Origin of the sequence: Streptomyces sp. RKND-216 (assembly GCF_004795255.1) — a bacterium.
Classification (GTDB): domain Bacteria; phylum Actinomycetota; class Actinomycetes; order Streptomycetales; family Streptomycetaceae; genus Streptomyces; species Streptomyces hazeniae.
This window is the reverse complement of the sequence record NZ_SSBQ01000002.1, coordinates 4,094,623-4,118,619: the sequence shown is the minus strand read 5'-3', so window position 1 is coordinate 4,118,619 and position 23,997 is coordinate 4,094,623. Positions and strand designations below refer to the sequence as shown.

At 75.2% G+C, this 23,997-nt stretch carries 2 protein-coding genes; both read right to left on the bottom strand.

All coding sequences use genetic code 11. The features are described 5' to 3' along the window. Positions 1-16: 16 nt before the first annotated feature. Positions 17-13,969 carry a type I polyketide synthase gene (locus E4198_RS18130; protein ID WP_136184092.1) on the bottom strand — a complete coding sequence of 4,651 codons (13,953 nt, stop codon included), beginning with the start codon at positions 13,967-13,969 and terminating at the stop codon, positions 17-19. Position 13,970: 1 nt separating this feature from the next. Beyond that, on the bottom strand, positions 13,971-23,987 hold the full coding sequence (locus E4198_RS18125) for a type I polyketide synthase (RefSeq protein ID WP_136184091.1): 10,017 nt from the start codon (positions 23,985-23,987) through the stop codon (positions 13,971-13,973). Between the last annotated feature and the right edge of the window lie 10 nt (positions 23,988-23,997).

Here is a 23,997-nt window from a genome sequence, read left to right as displayed (position 1 = left end):
CCTGGCTGGAGAGGACCTACTTACCGAACTCCCGGTGGATGAAATCGAACAGCTCGTCGTCGGAGGCTGTTTCCAGCTGCCGGGTCACGGGCACGTCGGTGTCGACGGACTGCCTGTCGCCCACCCGGGAGATTAGGCTCCGCAACCTCTCCTGAAGGGCGTCGAGGTCGTGGTCTGGGGAAAGAGCTGAAATTTCCGCCTCGATCTTGTCCAGCCCCTGCATCACGACCTGCTCCGGGGACTCCTCTTCTTGCCCCTCACCTGCGAATTCTCCGCACAGGAGGGTCGTCAGATCGAGGGGTGTCGGGTGGTCGAAGACCAGCGTCGCGGGCAGCTGGAGCCCGGTGGCGGCGGTGAGCCGGTTGCGCAGTTCGACGGAGGTCAGCGAGTCGAATCCGAGGTCCTTGAAGGCCCGGCCGGCGTCGACCGCCCGCCCTCCGTCGTGGCCGAGAACGGCGGCGACGGCGTCCCGTACGAGGTCGAAGAGGGCGGCGTCGCGTTCGGCCGCCGGCATGGCCCGGAGGCGTTCGGCCTGCCCGGTGCCCGCGTCCGCGGTCTCGCCGACGGGGCCGTCCGGGCCGTCCGCCCGCAGGGCCCGCCGCACGGCGGGCAGCTCGTCGAGCAGTGGACGCGGGCGTGCGGCGGTGAAGCTGGGCGCGAAGCGCTCCCAGTCCACGTCCGCGACGGCCAGCGCCGTCTCGTCGTGTTCCAGCGCCTTCGTCAGGGCGGCCAGCGCGCGCTCCGGCCGCATGGTCAGCACGCCGCGGCGGCGCAGGTGTTCCTCGGCGCCCGGGTCGGCGGCCATGCCGCCGCCGCCCCAGGCGCCCCAGGCGACAGAGGTGGCGGTGAGGCCGCGCTGCCGGCGGTGCTGGGCCAGGGCGTCGAGGGAGGCGTTGGCCGCGGCGTAAGCGCCCTGGCCGCCGCTGCCCCACACACCGGCGTTCGAGGAGAACAGCACGAAGGCGTCCAGCTGGGCGTCGCCAAGCAGCTCGTCCAGGTGGGCGGCGCCGAGGGCCTTGGCCGCGGCCACCTGCTGGAACTCGCTGAGGGTCATCTCCGGCATCGCGGTGGCCTGCACCACGCCGGCCGCGTGCACGACCGTCCGCAGCGTCTCGCCGTCCTCGCGCAGACCCGCGAGCAGGGCCGCCACGGCGTCGCGGTCCGCGACGTCGCAGGCGGCGACGGTGACCCGGACGCCGAGCGCGGTCAGGTCGTCGCGCAGTGCCCCGGCGCCCGGGGCGTCGGCGCCCCGCCTGCTGGTGAGCACCAGGTGTTCGGCTCCGGCGCCGGCCAGCCAGCGGGCGACGTGTGCGCCGATGCCGCCAGTGCCGCCGGTGACCAGGGCGGTGCCGCCGGTCTTCCAGTCGCGCCGCGCCGGCAGGTCGCCGAGGGGAGCGTGCACCAGCCGCCGGGCGTGGACGCCGCCCCTGCGTACGGCGACCTGGTCCTCGCCGCCGGTGTCCGCGAGGACGTGGCGCAGCCGGCCGGCGGCCTGCTCGTCGAGGTCGGTGGGCAGGTCGACGAGGCCGCCCCAGCGGTCGACGTCCTCCAGCCCGAGCACCCGGCCCAGGCCCCACAGCTGGCCCTGGGCGGTGCCGTCGAGGCGGTCGGCCTCGGTGGCGGTCACCGCGTTCCGGGTGGCGTGCCACAGCGGCGTCCTCAGCCCGAGGTCGGCGGCGGCCTGGGCGAGCAGCAGCGTGGCCGCCAGGCCGCCGGGGACCGCCGGGTGGGCGGGGTGGGGTTCCTCGTGCAGGCCGAGCAGCGACAGGACCCCGCGGGCCGGGCCGTCCTGCGGCGCGTGCTGCCGCAGCAGCGCCGCGAGCGCGTCGCGGGTGGCGGTGGCCGCGTCGACGTCGACGGGCCGTACGTCGACACCGGGCACGTCCAGGGCCCGTGCGACGGCGTCGCGCCAGGCCGGGTCGCACGACGCCGGGGCGAGCAGCAGCCAGGTGCCGGCGAGCTGTTGCGGCCGACGGCCGGTGAGCGGGCGCCAGGCGATGCGGTAGCGCCAGGCGTCGAGCGAGGCCGCGTCCCGGCGGGTGCGGCGCCAGCGGGCCAGCGCGGGCAGCACGTCGGTGAGGGCGTCCGGCGCGAGGCCGAGCGCGTCGGCGAGACCTTCGGTGTTCTCGCCCTCGACGTCCTTCCAGAACGCGCCGTCGACCGGGTCGGCGCCGCCGGCCGGGTCGGCGGTGGCGGTGGCGGCGCCGGGCCAGAAGGTGCGGCGCTGGAAGGCGTAGGTGGGCAGGTCCACCGGGGTCGAGCGGACGCCGCCGAGGACGGCCGTCCAGTCGACGTCGACGCCGGTGACGTACGCCTCGGCGAGCGAGATGGTGAAGCGGCGCAGACTGCCCTCCTCGCGGCGCAGCGAGCCGCCGACGAAGACCCGCCCGGCGGTGACGGCCAGAGCGTCGAGGGTTTCCTGGACGGGCACGGTGAGGACGGGGTGCGGGCTCATCTCCAGGTACGTGCGGTGGCCCTGGTCGGCCAGGTCGCGGACGGCGGGGTGGAGCAGGACGGGCTGCCGCAGGTTGCGGAACCAGTAGTCCGCGTCGACGTCGCCCTCCTCGATCCACGTGCCGGTGACGGTGGACAGCATCGGGGTCTCGGGCCGCCGGGCCACGGTCGGGGCCAGCGCGGTGGCCAGCTCCTCGCGGATGCGGTCGACGTGGGCCGAGTGGGACGCGTAGTCCACCGGGATACGGCGGATGCGGATCTCCCGCTCGGCACAGTCGCCCTGCAGCCGGTCGAGGGCGTCGGCCTCGCCGGAGACGACGACGGAGCCCGGGCCGTTGACGGCGGCGACGAAGAGGCGTCCCTCGTAACCGGCGAGGAGTGCGCGGGCCGGTTCCTCGGCGAGCATCAGCGAGGCCATGCCGCCCTCCCCGGCGAGCGCGGTGAGGGCCTGGCTGCGGAGGCAGACGATGCGGGCGGCGTCGCGCAGGGACAGCGCCCCGGCGACGCAGGCGGCGGCGATCTCGCCCTGGGAGTGGCCGACCACGGCGTGCGGGTGCACCCCGGAGGAGCGCCACAGCGCGGCGAGGGACACCATCACGGCGAACAGCGCGGGCTGTACGACGTCCACGCGGTCGAGCGTCGGCGCGCCGGGCTCGCCGCGCAGCACCTCGCTCAGCGACCAGTCGGTGAACTCGCCGAGCGCGGCCTCGCAGTCGGCCAGCTTCGCGGCGAACACCGGTGAGGCGTCTGCGAGTTCGGTGGCCATGCCGACCCACTGGGCGCCCTGGCCGGGGAAGACGAACACGGTCCTGCCGGGCGCGCCGGCGGTTCCGGTGAGGACCTGCGGGGCCTCCCGGCCGGCCGCGAGGGCGGCGAGTCCGGCGGCCAGTTCGTCGTGGCCCGCGCCGACGACGACGGCCCGCCGGTCCAGGGCCGCCCGGCCGGCGGCCAGCGACCGCGCGACGTCGGCGACGTCCCAGTGCCCGGCACGGGCGGTGGCGGCGGACAGCAGGCGGTCGGCCTGGGCGGCGAGGGCCTCGGGGGTCGCGCCGGACACCGTCCACGGCACAACGGCCGGCGCGACCCCGGCCGTCGCGCTCCCCTCCGGCGCGACGGGCTCCTCGGCGGGCGCCGCGACCGGTTCGGGCGCGGGTGCCTCCTCGAGGACGACGTGGGCGTTGGTGCCGCTGACGCCGAACGCGGACACGGCGGCGCGCCGCGGCCGCCCGTACGCGGGCCAGGTCTGCTGCTCGGTGAGCAGGCGGACGGTGCCGTCGCCCCAGTCCACGTGGCTGCTGGGCGCGGACACGTGCAGGGTCCGGGGCAGGGTGCCGTGCCGGAGCGCCAGCACCATCTTGATGACGCCGGCCAGACCCGCGGCGGCCTGGGTGTGGCCCAGGTTGGACTTCACCGAGCCCAGCCACAACGGGCGGTCCGGTGCGCGGTCGCGGCCGTAGGTGGCCAGGAGGGCCTGGGCCTCGATGGGGTCGCCCAGCGTGGTGCCGGTGCCGTGCGCCTCCACCGCGTCGACGTCGCCGGTGCCGAGTCCGGCGGCGGCCAGGGCCTTGCGGATGACGCGCTGCTGGGCGGCGCCGTTCGGAGCGGTCAGCCCGTTGGAGGCGCCGTCCTGGTTGACGGCGCTGCCGCGCAGGACGGCCAGCACCGGGTGGCCCTTGCGGCGGGCGTCGGACAGGCGTTCCACGAGCACGACGCCGGCGCCCTCGCCCCAGCCGGTGCCGTCGGCGTCGTCGGAGAACGCCTTGCACCGGCCGTCGGGGGACAGCGCGCGCTGACGGCTGAACTCCAGGAAAGCGCCCGGGGTGCTCATCACGCTGGCGCCGCCCACGAGGGCGGCGTCGCACTCGCCGGACCGCAGGGCCTGCGCTGCCAGGTGCAGGGCCACCAGGGACGCCGAGCACGCGGTGTCGACGGTGACCGCCGGGCCCTCCAGGCCGAAGGCGTACGCCACGCGTCCGGAGAACACGCTGGCGGAGCTGCCCGTGGCCAGGTAGCCGGCGACGTTCTCGTCGGACTCGTGCAACGCGGCCGGATAGTCCTGGCCGTTGGTGCCGGCGAACACGCCGACCTGGCTGCCGCGCACCGAGCGGGGGTCGATGCCCGCCCGCTCGAACGCCTCCCAGGAGCACTCCATCAGCAGCCGCTGCTGCGGGTCCATCGCCAGGGCTTCGCGCGGGTTGATGCCGAACAGTTCGGCGTCGAACTCGGCGACGCCCTGCAGGAATCCGCCCTCGCGGGTGTAGGAGGTGCCGGGGTGGTCCGGGTCCGGGTGGTAGAGGGATGCGGTGTCCCAGCCGCGGTCCTCCGGGAACGCCCTGATGGCGTCCGCGCCGTCGGCCAGCAGCCGCCACAGGTCCTCGGGGGTCTCCAGCCCGCCGGCGAAGCGGCAGCTCATGCTGACGACGGCCAGCGGCTCGTCGTCCGCCGGCCGCGGCACGGTGATCTGCGCGGTCTCCTCGGCCGGGTCCGTGCCGCACATCTCGTCCAGCAGGTGCCCGGCGAGCGCTTCCGCGGTCGGGTGGTCGAAGGCCAGCGTGGCCGGGAGCGCGAGGCCGGTGAGGGCGATCAGGCGGCCGCGGAGGTCGAGGGCGAGCAGCGAGTCGAAGCCGAGGTCGGAGAGCGGGGCGTCGGGCTGCACGGGCTCGATCGACGGGTGGCCGAGGGCGGCCGCGGCTTCCGTGCGGACGGCCTCCAGCACGGCGGAGTGCCGTGCGGCCGGTGCCAGTGCCCGCACTTCGCGCCGCAGCGCGGCGATCTCCTCGGGCGCGGTAGCCGCGTCCCCGTCGGCGGCGTCGGCGGGGTCGAGGAGTGCGTTCAGCAGCGGGGCGCGGCCGGCCGCGCCCCGTCCGGCCGCCACGCGGTTCCAGTCGGCGTCCGCGACGGCGGTGTGCGCGTCCTGACCGGTGAGCGCCCGACCGAGCGCGGCCAGGGCGGGTTCCGGGGCCATGGGCACGAGTCCGCTGTGCCGCATCGCCTCGCCGGAGACGTCGGCGGCCATGCCGTCGCCGGCCCACGGGCCCCAGGCCACGGACAGTGCCGGGAGGCCGTCGGCGGCGCGGCGTTCGGCAAGCGCGTCCAGGTAGGCGTTGGCGGCGGCGTATCCGGCCTGACCGACCGACCCCAGCAGACCGGCCAGCGAGGAGAACAGCACGAACGCGGAGAGGTCGCGTCCGGTGAACAGCTCGTCCAGGTGGCGGGCGGCCGTGGCCTTGGCCGACCACATGGCAGCGAGCTGGTCCGCGGTCATGGTGTGCAGCAGGGCGTCCTCGACGACGCCGGCGGCGTGGACGACGGCGTCGACGGTGACGCCGTCGCCGTCGAGCCGGTCCAGCAGCGCGGTGAGCGCGGCACGGTCGGCGGCGTCGCAGGCGGCGAGCGTCACCCGGGCACCGGCGGCCTCGAGTTCCTCACGCAGGGCGCCGGCGCCGGGGGCGTCGGGGCCCCGACGGCTGAGCAGCACGAGGTGCTCGGTGCCGTGTTCGGCGGCCCAGCGGGCGACGTGGGCACCCAGCGCGCCGGTGCCGCCGGTCAGCAGGACGGTGCCGGACAGCGCCAGCGGCGTGTCGGCCTCGGCCTGCGCGGGTGCGTCACCGCGCACGAGGCGGCGGGCGTACACCCCGTCAGCACGTACGGCGATCTGGTCCTCACCGCCGGAGGCGACGAAGGCGAGCAGCCGGTCGAGGTCCTGCGGGGTGGGGTCGGCGGGCAGGTCGGCGAGCCCACCCCAGCGGTCGGGGTGTTCGAGCCCGGCGACCCGTCCGAGGCCCCAGACGGCGGCCAGTTCGGGACGCGGCGGTGCGTCGGTGCGGGTCGTCGCGACGGCGCCGCAGGTGACGCACCACAGCGGGGCGGTGATCCCGGCGTCGCCCAGGGCGCGGACGACGTCGGCCGCGGCCTCGACCGGTGCGGTGTCCGGTCCGCCGCTCCGCGTGGGACCGGACAGGAAGAGGACGCCGTCAACGCCGGTGTGCGCCGCGAGGAGCGCGGTGAGCGCCTCCCGGCTCGCGGCCGGGTCGAGGGTGACGGGCACGGGTTGTGCGCCGTGGGCGGTGAGCGCGTCGGCCAGTGCGCGGGCCCCCGGGTCGTCTCCCTGGGACAGCACGAGCAGGCGTCCGGCGGGTCCGGTGCCGGAGGCAGCGGTGACCGGCTGCCAGTCGACCCGGTAGCGCCAGCCGTCGGCAGGGTCCGGGCCCTGCCAGGCCCAGCCTTTGAGCCAGTACGGCTGGTGCTCGAAGGGGTAGGTGGGCAGGTCGGTGACGCGGGCACCGGTGGGGGCGAAGAACGCGGACCAGTCCGGATCGCCGCCGTGCGCCCACAGGCGGGCCAGGGCGGTGATCGCGGTGTGCGGCTCGGGCTTGTCACGGCGCAGCAGCGGCACCGCCAGGATGCCGTCCGCGCAGGTCTCCTCGACGGCGCCGACCAGGGCGGCGTCGGGTCCGAGTTCGAGGAACCGGATGACGCCCTCGTCCGCCAGCCGTGCGGCGGCGTCGGCGAAGCGGACGGTGCCGCGCAGCTGGTCCACCCAGTAGTCGGCGGTGAACTCCTCGACCGGCTCGCCGGTGAGCGTGGAGACGACGGGGAGGCGCGGACGCCGGTGGTCGATCTCCGCCGCGGCGCGGGCGAAGTCCGCCAGCATCGGGTCCATCAGGGGGCTGTGGAAGGCGTGGCTGACCTCCAGCCACCGCGACTGCCGCCCCTCCCCCAGCGCTCCGGCGACCTGCTCCACGGCCTCGCGGGCCCCGGACACGACGACCTGGCCGGGCGCGTTGACCACGGCGATCGACACTCCCTCCACCAGGTGCGGTTCGACCTCCTCCGGGGTGGCGCGCACCGCCCACATGGCGCCGCCCTCCGGCAGCGCCTGCATCAGCGACGCACGGGCGGCGACCAGCGTGCACGCGTCCGTCAGCGACAACACCCCGGCCGCGTGCGCGGCTGCCAGCTCGCCAACGGAGTGCCCGGCGAGGTAGTCCGGTTCCAGGCCCCAGGACTCGGCGAGGCGGAACAGCGCCACCTCGACCGCGAACAGCGCGGGCTGCGCCCAGCCCGTCTGCCGCAGCAGGCCGTCCGGGTCCTCGAACATCACCTCGCGCAGCGGACGGTCCAGCAGGCCGTCGAAGTGCGCACACACCTCGTCCAGGGCGGCCTCGAACACCGGGAAGGCCGCGGCCAGTTCACGGCCCATGCCGGCACGCTGACCACCCTGGCCGGAGAACACGAAGGCGGTCAGCCCGGCACGCGTCCGGTCGGAGACGACGGCTGGTGACGTTTCACCGGCCGCCAGGGCACCGAGCCCGCTGCGGATTCCGGCCGCATCGGCGCCCAGCACCACGGCGCGCCGGTCCAGCCCGGCCCGGGTGGTGGCGAGGGACAGCGCGACGTCGAGGGGCGGCCGGTCCGGGACGGCGGCGAGCAGCCGTTCGCCCTGGCGAGCCAGCGCGGTGGGGGTCTTGGCGGACACCGGCAGCGGAATGAGCGGCAGCTCCACCGACCCGCCGGTGGGCGGCGCCGCAGGGGCGCCGTCACCGGTCTCGGCAGGGGCCTCCTCCACGATGACGTGCGCGTTGGTGCCGCTGATGCCGAACGAGGAGACACCGGCGCGCCGAGGACGTCCGGTCGGTGCCCACTGTCGGGGCTCGGTCAGCAGCTCCACGGCTCCGGCCGACCAGTCCACCTGTGACGAGGGGGTGTCCGCGTACAGGGTCTTCGGCATGACGCCGTGGCGGAGCGCCAGCACGGCCTTGATGACCCCGGCCACGCCCGCGGCGGCCTGGGTGTGCGCGAGGTTGGACTTGACCGAGCCGAGCCAGGCGGGACGGCCGTCCTCCCGGTCCTGCCCGTACGTGGCGAGCAAGGCGTGCGCCTCGATCGGGTCGCCCAGCGAGGTGCCCGTGCCGTGCGCCTCCACGAGGTCCACCTCGGCGGCGGTCACGCCCGCGTTGGCCAGCGCCTGCCGGATGACCCGCTGCTGCGCGGGACCGCTCGGCGAGGCCAGACCGTTGGAGGCGCCGTCCTGGTTGATCGCGGAGCCCTTGACGACGGCCAGCACCCGGTGGCCGTTCCTGCGGGCGTCGGAGAGCCGTTCCAGCACGAGGATCCCGACGCCCTCACCCCAGCCGGTGCCGTCGGCGTCGTCGGAGAACGCCTTGCACCGGCCGTCGCCGGCCAGTCCGCCCTGGCGGCCGAACTCGGTGAAGCTGCCCGGAGTCGCCATCACCGCGACACCGCCGACCAGCGCCATGGAGGACTCGCCGGAGTTGAGCGAACGGGCCGCCCAGTGCAGTGCGACCAGCGACGAGGAGCACGCCGTGTCCAGCGTGACGGCGGGCCCTTCCAGGCCGAGGGTGTAGGCGACGCGGCCGGAGACGACGCTGGTGGCGTTGCCGATCAGGAGGTGGCCCTGCACGTCCTCGGGGATGTCCGGCCCACCGCCGTACCCCATGTTGTTGCAGCCCACGAAAACGCCGGTCGGGGTGGAGCGCAGCGATGCGGGGTTGATTCCGGCGTGCTCCAGGGCCTCCCAGGAGGCTTCCAGCAACAGACGCTGCTGCGGGTCCGTCGCCAGCGCCTCGCGGGGGCTCATGCCGAAGAACGCGGCGTCGAAGCCGGACGCGTCATCCACGAAACCGCCCTCGCGCACGCCGCCGACGGCCGTCGGCCAGCCGCGGTCGGCAGGAAGTGGCGACAGGGCGTCGCCGCCCCGTTCGAGCAGGCGCCACAGGTCGTCGGGCGACCGCACGTCGCCGGGGAACCGGCAGCTCATGCCGACGATGGCGAGGGGCTCGTCGGCGGCGGAGACCTGTCCGGCGACGACGTCCTCCGATGCGTCCCCGCCGAACAGCTCGTCGCGGAGGTGGGCGGCGAGCCGGCGCGGCTGGGCGTGGTCGAACACCAGCGTGGCGGGCAGCCGCAGGCCGGTCACGGAGCTGAGCCGGTTGCGCAGTTCGACAGCGGTCAGCGAGTCGAAGCCGAGTTCGCGGAACGCGCGGCCGTCCTCGATGCCGCCCGCGTCGGCGTGGCCCAGCACGGCGGCGGCGTGCGTGCGCACCAGGCCCACCAGTTCGCGGAGCTGTTCGGCCGGCGACCGGCCGCCGAGGCGGCTGCGCAGCACACCGCCGTCCTCGTCGGCCGCCCCGGCGGGACCGTGCTCGGGCTCCTGGGCCAGCTGGACCGCGGGCAGTTCGTTCAGCAGCGGTCGGGGGCGGGCGGCGGTGAACCCCTTGGCGAAGCGTGCCCAGTCCATGTCGGCGACGACCGCGCAGGTCTCGTCCCGCTCGACGGCGCCGCGCAGTGCGGCGAGGGCGAGTTCCGGTTCCATCGACAGGATGCCGCGGGCCTGGAGGTGCTGCGCCATGCCGGCGTCGGCCGCCATGCCCGTTTCACCCCAGGCGCCCCAGGCCACGGAGGTGGCCGTGCGCCCGCGGAGGCGCCGGTCCTCGGCGAAAGCGTCGAGGAAGGCGTTCGCGGCGGCGTACGCGGCCTGCCCGCCGCTGCCCCAGACGCCCGCGTTGGAGGAGAAGAGCACGAACGCGTCGAGGTCGCGGTCGCCGAGCAGGTCGTCGAGGTGGAGCGCCCCCAGCACCTTGGCCCGCAGGACGTCGCTCAGGTCGCTCAGGCCGGTGTCGGCGAGCTGCTGGAACTGGCCCACGCCCGCGGCGTGCAGGACGGCGGTCAGCGGGTGTGCGTCGGGCACGGCGTCGAGGGCGCCCGCGAGCGCGTCGCGGTCGGCGACGTCGCACGCGACGAGCGTGACACCGACGCCGAGTTCGGCAAGCTCCGCCTGGAGTTCGGCCGCGCCGGGGGCCTCCGCACCGCGTCGGCCGGTGAGGACGAGGTGGTCGACGCCCTGGTGGGCGAGCCAGCGGGCGGCTGCGGAACCGATGCCGCCGGTTCCGCCGGTGACGAGGACCGTGCCGTGCGGCTGCCACGTGCGGGAGGTGCCGCGGGCGGCGGGCCGGGCGTGCACCAGCCGGCGCACGAAGGCCCCGGAATCACGCAGCGCGATCTGGTCCTCTCCCCCGTCGGCCAGCAGCGCCGCGAGCCGTTCCGCGCCCCGTCCGTCCAGCCGCGCGGGCAGGTCCACCAGGCCGCCCCAGCGTTCCGGGTGTTCGAGGCCGACGACGCGGCCGAATCCCCAGACGGCAGCCTGGACGCGGCTGCGCTGCGGGTCGGACGGGCCGATGCCGACGGCGCCGGAGGTGGCGATCCACAGGGGTGCGTCCACGTCGGCGTCGCCGAGTGCCTGGACGAGCGCCAGCAGGCCGGCGAGCCCCGTAGCGGTGGCGGGCGAGACGGGGTGGGGCCGTTCGTCCAGGGCGCTGAGACAGAGCACGCCTACGAGCTCGGGCACGTCCCGCAGGCGCGAGGCGAGCACCTCGCGGTCGGCGGCCTCCTCGTCGGGGAGCGTGAGGGTGTGCACGTCTGCGCCGTGTGCGGCGAGCGCGTCCGTCACGGCGACGGCGTGCGCGGAGTCCGCCACGACAGCGGGCAGTGCGACGAGCCAGGTACCGGAGAGGGCCGGAGCGGCGTCGATGCGGCCTCGCGGCCGCCACTTCACCTCGTAGCGCCAGCCGTCGGTGGTGTTCTGCTCCTGCTGCTGCCGGTGCCAGCCCGCGAGGGCCGGCATCAGCGGATCGAGGACGGAGGTGTCGGTGTCGAGCGCCGTCGCGAGCGCTGCGGCGTCGCCGCGCTGGACGGCGGCCCAGAACTCGGCGTCCACGACGCTACCGCCGCCCTCGGAGCCGGAGACGTCCTCCCTCGTGGCGAACGTCGGCCAGTACGACTGGCGCTGGAAGGCGTAGGTGGGCAGGTCAACGGTCGGCGGCGGAGTGTCGCCGAAGGCAACCGACCAGTCCACATGCGCCCCACGCACCCAGATCGCGGCGAGCCCGGCGAGGAACCGGTCCAGACCACCGTCCTCACGACGCAACGACCCCGTCACCACAACGGGTTCACCACCCATGGCGTCCACCGTCGCCTCGACCGCCGAGGTCATCACCGGATGCGACGACATCTCCGCGAACACACCAAAACCCTCCGAGGCCAACTTCGCCACACCCTCGGAGAACCGAACCCGCTGCCGCAGATTCGTGAACCAGTACCCCGCATCCATGCTGAGCGGATCCACCAACTCCGCCGACACCGTCGACATCAACGGCACACTGCCCGCCTGCGGCGTCACACCAGCCAAGGCAGTCGCCAGGGTCTCGCGCAGCTCCTCCATCGCCACCGAATGCGACGCATAGTCCACCGCCACCCGGCGGAACCGCACCTCTTCACGCTCACAGACCGCACCCAGCTCATCCAGAGCCGCAGCCTCGCCCGAAACCACCACCTGCGAAGGCCCGTTGACCGCAGCCACCGAGACACGGCCCTCGAACCGAGCAATCAACTCCTCCGCCCGCTCCACCGACACAGCAACGGACGCCATGCCACCCGAGCCCGCGACCTCCGCGATCGCCCTGCTCCGCAGACACACCACCCGCGCCGCATCCTCCAGCGACAAAATCCCCGCCACACACGCAGCAGCGATCTCACCCTGCGAATGCCCGATCACCGCCTGCGGCTCCACACCAAAAGACCGCCACAACGCCGCAACAGACACCATCACCGCAAACGACGCAGGCTGCACCACATCCACCCGCTCCAGCGACGGCGCCCCCTCCTCACCCCGCAACACAGCCGCCAGCGACCAGTCCACATACCCCGACATCGCCGCCTCACACGCAGCAACCGACCCAGCGAACACCGGCGAAGCATCCAGCAGAGCGGCACCCATACCGACCCACTGCGCACCCTGACCCGGAAACACAAACGCCGTCCGCCCCACAGGCCCCGACACACCCGCAACCACATTGTCCGCAGGCTCACCCCCCGCCAGAGCCGCAAGCCCCGCCCCGAAATCACCCGTCACCACCGCACGGTGCTCCAGCACCGCACGCGTCGACAGCAACGACCAACCCACCGCGGCACGGTCGAGGTCACCACCCGCCAACGGCACCAACGCCGCCGCCTGACCCCGCAAACCCGCCGCACTACGCGCCGACACCAGCCACGGCAGCGCCGCGGGGATGTCGCCGGGCTCGTCCGCAGGCGTCTCCGCCGGGGGCTCTTCCAGGATCACGTGCGCGTTGGTGCCGCTCATACCGAAGGACGAGACCCCGGCGCGGCGCGGGCGGTCGTCCTCACGCGTCCAGACACGCTCCTCCGCCAGCAGTTCCACCGCGCCCGCCGACCAGTCGACGTGGGTCGAAGGGGTGCCGACGTGCAGCGACTTGGGCATCACGCCGTGCCGCATCGCGAGGATGCTCTTGATGATGCCCGCCGCGCCCGCCGCGCCCTGGGTGTGGGCGAGGTTCGACTTGACCGAGCCGACCCACAGCGGCCGCCCCTCCGGGCGGTCCTGGCCGTAGGCGGCGAGCAGGGCCTCTGCCTCGATCGGGTCGCCCAGCGTGGTGCCCGTGCCGTGCGCCTCCACGAGGTCCACGTCGGCCGGGGTGAGGCCCGCGTTGCCGAGCGCCTCCCGGATCACCCGCTGCTGCGAGACGCCGTTCGGCGCCGTCAGGCCGTTGGACGCGCCGTCCTGGTTGACCGCCGTGCCACGGACGACCGCGAGCACGCGGTGCCCGTTGCGCCGCGCGTCGGAGAGCCGTTCGACGAGCAGCATGCCGACGCCCTCGCCCCAGGCCGTGCCGTCGGCGTCGTCGGAGAACGGCTTGCAGCGGCCGTCGGGGGCGAGGCCCTTCTGCGCGCTGAACTCGCTGAAGGTGGCGGGACTGGCCATGAGGGTGGCGCCGCCGGCCAGGGCGAGGGAGCACTCCCCCGAACGCAGCGACTTGACCGCGAGGTGGAGCGCGACCAGCGTGGAGGAGCAGCCGGTGTCCAGGGTGACGGCCGGGCCCTCCAGGCCGAGGGTGTAGGAGATGCGGCCGGAGGCGATGCTGCCGGCGCTGCCGGTCGCCAGGAAGCCGTCGGTCTCCATGCCGGACCGGCTCACCATGGGCCCGTAGTCCTGGCCGGTGGCCGCCGCGAACACGCCGGTGGCGGTGCCGCGGAGGGACGCGGGTGAGATGCGGGCGTGTTCGAGCGTCTCCCAGGCGACCTCCAGCAGCAGCCGCTGCTGCGGGTCCATGGCGACGGCCTCGCGCGGGCTGATGCCGAAGAAGCCCGCGTCGAACAGGTCGGCGTCGTGCAGGAAACCGCCGCGGCTGACGTAGGTGGTGCCGCTCCGCTCGGCGTCGCGGTCGACGAGGGAGTCGAGTTCCCAGCCCGGGCGGTCGGGGAAGGAGGTGACGGCGTCGCCGCCGTCGGCCAGCAGGTCCCACAGCTTCTCGGGGCTGTCGGCGCCTCCGGGCAGCCGGCAGCCCATGCCGACGATCGCGATCGGGTCGCGGCCGTGCTGTTCCAGCTGCTGGTTGCGCTTCTTCAGCTGTTCGTTGTCCCGCAACGCTTTGCGCAGGGCATCGACGACCTTGGCGGCGGAGGAGGAATCCGTCATCTCAGTGTTCCTGTGAGTCGTTGTCGGTGCCGAGGGCCAGCTCGACGAGGTCGGCGACGTCCATGTCGTCGAAGTCCCGGTCGGGTTCGGCGGAGCCGTCCCGGGACGCGGCCGGATCGGACTGCCCGGGAGCGGCGGCCAGTTCGAGCAGGGCGTCCAGCAGCCCGCTCTCCCGCAGGCGGCTGAGCGGGATGGACCGTACGGCGGCCCAGGTGGCCGCTTCCTCCGGGCTCTGGACCGGCGCGCCGTCGTCGGCGGGGTAGAGGCGCGTCAGCAGGTAGCGGGTGAGTTCGGGGAAGGTCGGGTGGTCGAAGACGAGGGTCGTGGGGAGCTTCAGGCCGGTGACCGCGGACAGGCGGTTGCGCAGGGCGACGACCGTCAGCGAGTCGAAGCCCAGCTCGCGCAGCGGACGGTCGGCGCGCATCTCCGCGGCGGACTCGTGCCCCAGCGCGACGGCGGCCTCTCGGCGCAGCCGGTCGACGAGGCGCCGCTCGCGCTCGTCGGCGCTCAAGCCGGCCAGTTCCCGGACGAGTTCCGGCTCGCCGCCGTCCTCCGTCTCGGTGTCGCCGGTGGTGGTGAGGGCGTCCCGGGCTTCGGCGACGCCGTCGAGCAGCGGCCGCCTGCGGGCGGCGGCGTAGGCGGGGGCGAACGCCTTCCAGTCGATGTCGGCGACGACGAGTGCGCCCTCGCCCCGGCCGACTGCGTCGGCGCACGCCTGCACGGCGTGGTCGGGGTTCATCTGCCGGATGCCGAGCCGCTGGAAGTACCGGCCGGTGTCGGCGTCGACCATGCCCCCGCCGCCGCCCCACGCGCCCCAGGCCAGGGACGTGGTGGGCAGTCCGGAGGCGCGGCGCGCGGCGGCGAAGGCGTCCAGGTAGGCGTTGGCCGCGCCGTACGGGACCCGGCCGGCGTTGCCCCAGACGCCGGCGCCGGAGGAGAACAGCACGAAGGCGTCCGGCTGTTCGTCCAGGGCGTCGACGACCTCGGCGAGGTGGCGGGCGCCCTCGACCTTGGGGCCGAGCACGGCGGCCGTCTCGGCGACCGTGAGGTCGGAGACGGTGCCCTGCCGTCCGCTGGTGCCGGCCGCGTGCAGCACGGCGCGCACCGGCGGGCCGTCGACCGTGATCTTCGCGAACAGTGCGTGGACGGCGTCCCGGTCGGTGAGGTCGCAGGCGGCGACGACGGCTTCGGCGCCGAGGTCGAAGAGTTCGTCGCGCAGCTCCGGCATGCCGTCGGCGGCCTCGCCGCGGCGGCTGACCAGGACGACGCGTGCGGCGCCCGAGCGGGCGGCCCAGCGGGCGAGGTGGCCGCCGAGGGCTCCGGTGCCGCCGGTGATGAGCACCGTGTCGCGCGGCTGCCACGGCGGGAGTTCCGTCTCGGCGGGGGCGCGGACCAGGCGTCGTGCGGTCGTGCCGTCCGGGCGGAGTGCGAGCTGTTCCTCGCCGGTCGCGCCGGTGAGGACCGCGCGGAGCTGCTCGGCGCCGTCGGGGCCGAGGGTGCCGGGGAGGTCGACGAGGCCGCCCCAGGTGCGGGGCAGGTCGAGTCCGAGGACCACGCCGGCGCCCCAGGCGAGGGCCTGGGCGGGGTGGCGGGGCGGGTCCTGCGGCCCGGTCCCGACGGCCTGGGTGGTCGCCGCCCACAGCGGTGCGTCCACTCCGAGGTCCTCGAGGGCGGCGGCGGTGGCGAGGAGCTGGGCGAGACCCACGGGCACCACGCCGTCGCCGGGGGTGGGGGTCTCGTCGAACGCGGTCAGGCTCAGCACGCCGGCCGGCCGCGCGCCCTCCAGCGCGTCCCGCAGGCGCGCCGCCACGTCGGTCTTCCCGGCGCCGAATACCAGCTCGACGACGTCCGCGCCGCCGTCAGAAAGGGCACGGGTCGCCTCGGCGGCGAGTGCGGCGTGTCCGCCGTCGCCCTCGGCGCGCAGCACCAGCCAGGTGCCGGCCGGCGGCTCCGTGGCGGAAGGGGTGACGGGCGTCCACGCGGTGCGGTACGTCCAGCCCTCCAGGGTGGAGCGGAGGCGCCGGCCGCTGTGCCAGCGGGAGAGGGCGGGCAGCACGGATTCCAGCTGCTGCGGCGACAGGTCGAGGCGTTTGCCGACGGATTCGGCGTCCTCGGCGGCCACGGCGCGCCAGAACGCGGTCTCCTGCGGGTCCGCCTCCTCGTGGGTGAGGGGGTGGTCCTCCAGCCGGGGCCAGAAGCGGCGCCGTTCGAAGCCGTACGGGGGCAGGTCGACGCGGCGCGCCCCGGTGCCGACCAGGACGCGGTTCCAGTCGACGGGAGTTCCGGCGACGTGTGCCTCACCGACGGAGGTGAGGAAGCGGTCGAGTCCGCCGTCGTCGCGCCGCAGCGAGCCCACGGCGACGACGTCCTCGCGGTCGGCGAGCGTCTCGGTGACGGCGCCGGTGAGCACGGGGTGGCAGCTCGCCTCGATCATGGGGCCGAAGCCCTGCTCGGCGAGGGCGCGCACGGCGTCGGCGAAGCGGACCGGGCTGCGCAGGTTGCGGAACCAGTAGCCGGCGTCGAGCGGAAGGTCCTCGGTGTCGGCCCAGTCGGCGGTGACCGTGGAGAAGAACGGCACCTCGGGTTCCAGGGGGGTGATCGGGGCCAGCGCCTCGGCGAGACGGCCTTCGATCTCGTCGACGTACGGCGAGTGGGAGGCGTAGTTGACCGGTACCCGCTTCGTGCGGACGCCCTGCGCTTCGCAGTGGGCGGCGAGTGCGTCCAGGGCGTCGCCGTCGCCGGAGACGACGACGGCGCGCGGGCTGTTGACGACGCCGACGTGCAGTCGGCCGGAGTACGGCCGCAGCAGCTCCTCGACATCGGCGGGAGCGGCCTCCACGGAGAGCAGGCCGCCGCCGGCGAGGGTGGTGATCGCCTGTGCGCGCAGGCAGACGACGCGGGCGGCGTCGCGGAGCGACAGGGCGCCGGAGAAGCAGGCCGCGGCGATCTCGCCCTGCGAGTGGCCGACGACGGCGGCGGGTTCGACGCCGTAGGCGCGCCACAGCTCGGCCAGGGAGACGTTGACGGCGAAGGTGGCGGGCTGCACCACGTCGTCGCGGTCCAGGCCGGGGGCGCCGTCCGCCTGGCGCAGCACGTCGGTGAGCGACCAGTCGACGAACTCCGACAGGGCCGTTTCGCAGCGGGCGACGTGCTCGGCGAAGACCGGTGAGGCGTCGAGGAGGTCAGCGGCCATGCCGGCCCACTGCGAGCCCTGGCCGGGGAAGACGAACACCGGCCGGCTCAGCGGACGGGCGACGCCCTCCACGACGTGCCCGGACGGCTCTCCGGCGGCGAGTGCCGCGAGGCCGCCGAGGAGTCCGTCCCGGTCGGCGCCGACGACGACGGCGCGGTGGTCGAGCGCGGAGCGACCCGCGGCGAGGGTCAGGGCGACGTCCGCGGGTTCCAGTTCGCGGGCGGCGGGCAGCAGGCGGGCGGCCTGGGTGCGCAGCGCGGCGGCGGTGGGCGCGGACAGCGTCCAGGCGGCGGGCCCGGTCTCCCGCGGTTCGGCGGGGGCGGGTTCGGTGTCCTCGGGGGCGGGCTGCTCCAGGATGACGTGGGCGTTGGTGCCGCTGATGCCGAAGGACGACACGGCGGCGCGGCGCGGACGACCGCCGGTGGCGGGCCACGCCTGGTGGTCGGCGAGCAGCCGTACGGCGCCCGCGTCCCAGTCGACCTTGGACGAGGGGGTGTCCAGGTGCAGGATCTTCGGCAGCGTCCCGTGCCGCATGGCCATGACGCTCTTGATGACCCCGGCGACACCGGCCGCGGCCTGGGTGTGACCGAGGTTGGACTTCAGCGCGCCCACCAGCAGCGGCGCTTCGGCGGACCGGCCCTGGCCGTAGGTGGCCAGCAGGGCCTGCGCCTCGATCGGGTCGCCGAGCGGGGTGCCGGTGCCGTGTGACTCGACGGTGTCGACGTCGCCGGGGCCGAGGCCAGCGGTCTGCAGGGCCTGGCGGATGACGCGCTGCTGGGACGGGCCGTTGGGGGCGGTGAGGCCGTTGGAGGCACCGTCGGAGTTGACGGCGGAGCCGCGGATCACGCCCAGTATGCGGCGCCCGTTGCGGCGGGCGTCGGAGAGGCGTTCCAGCAGGATCAGGCCGAGGCCCTCGCCCCAGCCGGTGCCGTCCCCGGCCTCGGCGAACGGCTTGCAGCGGCCGTCGGGCGCCAGGCCGCGCTGGCGGCTGAACTGCTGGAAGACGGTGGGGGTGGACATCACGGTCACGCCGCCTGCCAGCGCCAGGTCGCACTCTCCGGCGCGCAGCGCGTTGGCCGCCCAGTGGATCGCCACCAGGGAGGAGGAGCAGGCGGTGTCGACGGTGACGGCCGGGCCCTCCAGCCCGAAGGTGTAGGCGACGCGGCCGGAGGCGACGCTGCCGGCGGTGCCGCTGCCGAGGTGGCCTTCCAGGTCGTGCTGCCGCCCGTGCAGGAGGATCGGGTAGTCGGTGTACATCAGGCCGACGTAGGTGCCGGTGCGGCTGCCCTTCAGGGAGCGGGGCGGTATGCCGGCGCGTTCGAAGAGCTCCCAGGTCGACTCCAGCAGGAGCCGCTGCTGCGGGTCCATGGCGAGGGCTTCGCGCGGGGAGATGCCGAAGACCGAGGGGTCGAACTTGTCGGCGTCGGTGAGGAATCCGCCCTCGCGCACGTAGCTGGTGCCGTGCTGTTCCGGGTCGGAGTCGAAGAGCCGGCCGAGGTCCCAGCCGCGGTCGTCGGGCATGGGCACCACGGCGTCGTCGCCGCGGAGCACGAGGTCCCACAGGTCCTCGGGCGACTCGACCCCGCCGGGGAGGCGGCAGGCCATGGAGACGATGGCCAGGGGCTCGTCATCGGCCGGGCGCGACGGCTTCGGTGCCGACGGGGCCTGTGCGGCGGCGTCCGCGTGCTGGTCCGCCGAGGCGGCCTCCAGGTAGGCGGCGAGCGCGGCGGGCGTCGGCTGGTCGAAGATGACCGAGGCGGGCAGGCGTACTCCGGTCTCCTCGCTGAGCCGGTTGCGCAGTTCGACCGCCATCAGCGAGTCGAAGCCCAGCTCGGAGAAGGCCTTCTCGGGGTCGACGGTCCCGCCGGAGGAGTGCCGGAGCACGGCCGCCACCCGGTCGCGGACCACGTCGATCATGGCCTTCGTACGGCGGGCGCCGCGCGAGCGGGTCGCCCGCCGGGTGACGAGTCCGCGCAGCAGCGCGGGCAGGGTGGGGCCCTGCCGGCGCAGGACGGTGAAGTCGAGCGCCACGGGCACCAGTCCGGCTTCGTCGCGGTGCAGGGACGCGTCGAACAGCGCCAGGCCCTCCGGCCCGGTCAGGCTCAGCACGCCGATGCTGCCGGCGCGGGCGAGGTCCACTTCGGTGAGCCCGCCCACCATGCCGTCCTCGCCCTCCCAGAGCCCCCAAGCCAGGGAGAGGCCGGGGAGGCCGGAGGCCCGGCGGCGTTCGGCGAACGCGTCCAGGTAGGCGTTCGCCGCCGCGTAGTTGCCCTGTCCGGGGCCGCCGAAGGTACCGGCGGCGGAGGTGAAGAGGACGAACGCTGCCAGGTCGGCGTCGCGGGTCAGCTCCTCCAGGTGGAGCGCGCCGGCCACCTTCGGGGCGATCACGGCGTCGATGCGTTCCGGGGTCAGCGACTGGACGATGCCGTCGTCGAAGGTGCCGGCCAGGTGGATGACGGCGGTCAGGGGGTGCTCGGCGGGGACGGCGTCCAGGAGGCGTTCCACCGAGGCGCGGTCCGCGATGTCGCAGGCCTCGACGGTGACATCGGCGTCGAGGCCGCGCAGTTCCGCGGCGCCGGCGGCGTGCGGCCCGGACCGGCTGGTGACCAGCAGGTGCCGTACGCCGTGGGTGGCCACCAGGTGGTGGCACAGGGCGCGGCCCAGCCGGCCGGTGCCGCCGGTGACGAGCACCGTGCCGTCCGGGTCGAACGGGGTGCCGGCCTGCTCGGGTTCCGCCGGCACGCGCACGAGCCGGGGCACGTACCAGCGCCCGTCGCGCAGCGCGAGCCGGGGCTCGTCGCGGCCGAGGATCTGCGCGGGAGGCGGGGTGGCGCCGGGGCCCGTGTCGTCGGCGTCGACCAGCACGAAGCGGTCGGGGTTCTCCGACTGGGCGGAACGCACCAGGCCCTGCACGGCGGCGGCGACCGGGTCGGGAGCGGTGTCCCCGGGCAGGGCCACAGCGCCGCGCGTCCGGAGCACGCAGCGCACATCCTCGCCCGCGGGGCGCGCCAGTTGGTCCTTCACCAGCGCGAGGGTGCGGTGCAGGGCCTCGCGTACGGCCTGGTGCGGGTCGTCCGGCAGGTCGTCGGAGGCGCCGGGCAGGTCCACCACGACGGGCGTCTCCCCGGGCGTCGCCCCGTCCTGGGACGCCGGGACGCTGAGCTCCTGCCAGTCGATGCGGAACAGGGCGTCCCGAGGCCGGGTGCGCGGGCGCTCCCGCAGTCCGTCCTCCGTGACGGGCCGGACCAGCAGCGACTCGACGTTCAGGACCGGGGTGCCGGTCCCGTCCGTGGCGGTGAGCGCGAGCACCTGGTCCGAGGTGCGGCGGAGCGTGACGCGGAGCGCGGCGGCGCCGATGGCGCGCACGGCCACGCCGGACCAGGTGAACGGCACGGCGCCGTCCGTGGCCCCGTCGAGAGCGGCGGCGTGCAGGGCGGCGTCGAGCAGCGCCGGGTGCAGGCGGAAGCGTTCCGCGTCGACGTGGCTCTCCTCGGGCAGCCGCACCTCGGCGTGGATCTCGTCGCCGCAGCGCCAGGCGCCCGTCAGCAGGCGGAAGAGCGGGCCGTAGGCGAGGCCCGCGTCGGCGAGTTCGTCGTACAGTCCGGCGGTGTCCAAGGGTTCGGACCCGACGGGCGGCCAGACAGCGTGCGCGTCGGCCAGCTCGGCGTCCAGCTCGGGATCGGCGTCCGGGCCGAGGGTGCCCTCGAAGTGGCGGGTCCACTCCTGGCCGGAGGCGTCGTGCGGGCGGGCGTAGCCGGTGATCTGCCGGCGCCCGGCCTCGTCGGCGGCACCGACGACGGTCTGGAGCGCGACCCGGTCCGTCTCCCCCAGCACCAGGGGGTGCACGAGCATCAGCTCGTCCACCCCGGGGCAGCCGGTGAGGTGACCGGCGTGCAGGGCGATGTCGAGGAACGCCGTGCCGGGTACCAGGATGCGGCCGGACACCCGGTGGTCGGCGAGCCAGGGATGGGTGCGCACGGACAGCTCGCCGTGGAAGACGGTTCCCCCGGCGTCGGCGCGGTCGCGTCCGGCGTCCAGCAGCGGGTGGTTGTCGGCCTCGTCGGGGCGGGTGACGACGGAGTCGAGCCACAGCCTCCTGTGCTGGAAGGCGTAGGTCGGCAGGTCGACGCGTGCGGCGCCGGTGCCGTCGTAGAAGCGCCGCCAGTCGACCGGCACGCCGGCCGTCCACAGCCGGGCGAGGGCGCGGACGAGGTCGGTGGACTCCGGAGTGTCCTTGCGCAGCAGCGGCTGCACGACGACGTCCGCGGGCACGTCGTCGGCAACGGCGGCGGACAGCGGTCCCGCCGGGCCGAGTTCGACGAACCTGCGGGTGCCGAGCCGGCGCAGGGTGGCGGTGCCGTCGGCGAACCGCACCGGTTCCCGCACGTGGCGCACCCAGTGGTCCGCGGTGAACTCCTCCACCGTCTCGCCGGTCAGGTTGGACACCACCGGGATGCGGGGAGTGTGGTGCTCCACCGACTCCGCGACGGTGCGGAACTCACGCAGCATCGGGTCCATGCGCGCCGAGTGGAACGCGTGGCCGACGGTGAGACGGCGGGTGCGGCGGTCGCCGAACCGGTCGGCGGCGCGCAGCACCGCGTCCTCGTCGCCGGACAGCACCACTGAGCCGGAGGCGTTGACGGCGGCGAGGGAGACGCCGTCGCCGAGCAGAGGCGCGACCTCGTCCTCGCTCGCGCGGACGGCGACCATGGCGCCGCCCGCGGGCAGTGCCTGCATCAGCCGGCCGCGTGCGGCGACCAGCCGGCAGGCGTCGGCGAGCGACAGGGCGCCGGAGACGTGGGCGGCGACGAGTTCGCCGATGGAGTGGCCGATCAGGTGGTCGGGCTGCACGCCCCACGACTCCAGCAGGCGGAACAGCGCCACCTCGAGCGCGAACAGCGCCGGCTGGGTGTACTCGGTGCGGTCGAGCAGGTCCCCGTCCTCGAACATGACAGTGCGCAGCGCCGGCCGCGCGCCTCCGTCGAAGTGCGCGCACACCTCGTCCAGCGCGGTGGCGAAGGCGGGGAAGGCGGTGTAGAGCTCGCGGCCCATGCCCGCGCGCTGCGAGCCCTGGCCGGAGAAGAGGAAGGCGACCGGTCCGCCGAGAGTGCGTCCGCGGACGGTACTCGGCCCGGTCGGCTCGGCGGGCGCGTCCGTCTCGTCGCTCGCGTCCGTCGCCAGGGCGGCGAGGCCGGCGTGCAGTGCCTCGGGGGTGGAGCCGAGTGCCACCGCGCGGTGTTCGAGGGCGGCGCGGGTGGTGGCGAGCGAGTGACCGACGTCGGTGGCGTCGAGGCCGGAGACACCGGCCGCAAGCCGTTCCGCCTGCGCGGCGAGGCCGTCCTGCGTCTTCGCCGACACGGGCCACGGCACGAGGGGCAGCGTGCGCGCGTGCGGCCGGTCGCCGGGGGCCGGCTTCTGCTCGTCCTGCGGGCTCTCCTCGGCCGGGGCGGGCGCCTCTTCGACGATGACGTGCGCGTTGGTGCCGCTGACGCCGAACGCGGACACGCCGGCCCGGCGCGGCCGGTCCTGCGCGGGCCACGGCTGCGCCTCGGTGAGCAGCCCGATGCGGTCGGACCAGTCCACGTGCCGCGACGGGGCGTCCACGTGCAGGGTCTGGGGCAGCCTGCCGTGCCGCAGGGCCAGCACCATCTTGATGACGCCGGCGACGCCCGCCGCGGCCTGCGTGTGGCCGAGGTTGGACTTCACCGAACCGAGCCACAGGGGCCGGCCGTCCGGGCGCTGGGCCCCGTAGGTGGCGAGCAGGGCCTGGGCCTCGATGGGGTCGCCGAGGGTGGTGCCGGTGCCGTGCGCCTCGACGGCGTCCACGTCGCCGGCGGTGAGCCGGGCGTCGGCCAGCGCCTGCCGGATGACGCGCTGCTGGGACGGGCCGTTGGGTGCGGTGAGTCCGCTGCTGGCGCCGTCCTGGTTGATGGCGGTGCCGCGGATCACGGCGAGCACCGGGCGGCCGTTGCGGCGGGCGTCGGAGAGGCGTTCCAGGGCCAGCAGGCCGACGCCCTCGCCCCAGCCGGTGCCGTCGGCTCCGTCCGCGAAGGACTTGCAGCGGCCGTCCGGGGACAGGCCGCGATGCCGGGCGAACTGCACGAACGTCACAGGCGTGGACATCACGGTGACGCCGCCGGCGAGCGCCAGGGAGCAGTCCCCGGCACGCAGCGCCTGGCACGCCAGGTGCAGCGACACCAGGGAGGAGGAGCACGCCGTGTCGAGGGTGACGGCGGGCCCTTCGAGGCCGAAGGTGTAGGCGACCCGCCCCGAGGCGATGGACGGCGAACTGCCGTTGCCCAGATAGCCCTCCATGCCGCGCGGGGGGTGCTGGATGCGGGTGGCGTAGTCGTTGTACATCACGCCGACGTAGACGCCGGTGCGGCTGCCGCGGAGCGAGACGGGGTCGATGCCGCTGCGCTCCATGGCCTCCCAGGAGGCTTCGAGGAGGAGCCGCTGCTGCGGGTCGGTGGCCAGCGCCTCGCGCGGGCTCATGCCGAACAGCTCGGGGTCGAACTCGGCGGCGCCGTGGAGGAATCCGCCCTCGGTGGCGTACGTGGTGCCGGGACGGTCGGGGTCCGGGTCGTAGAGCGCCTCCACGTCCCAGCCGCGGTCGGTGGGGAAGGCGGAGACGGCGTCCGTGCCGCTGTCCAGCAGTCGCCACAGCTGGTCCGGCGACTCGACCCCGCCGGGCAGCCGGCAGCTCATGCCGACCACGGCGATCGGCTCCGAACTGCGCGCCTCGAGTTCGCCCAGTCGCTGACGGGTGCGGTGCAGGTCCGCGCTCGCCCGCTTGAGGTACTCGCGGAGCCGTTCCTCACTCATGTGTCGCCCC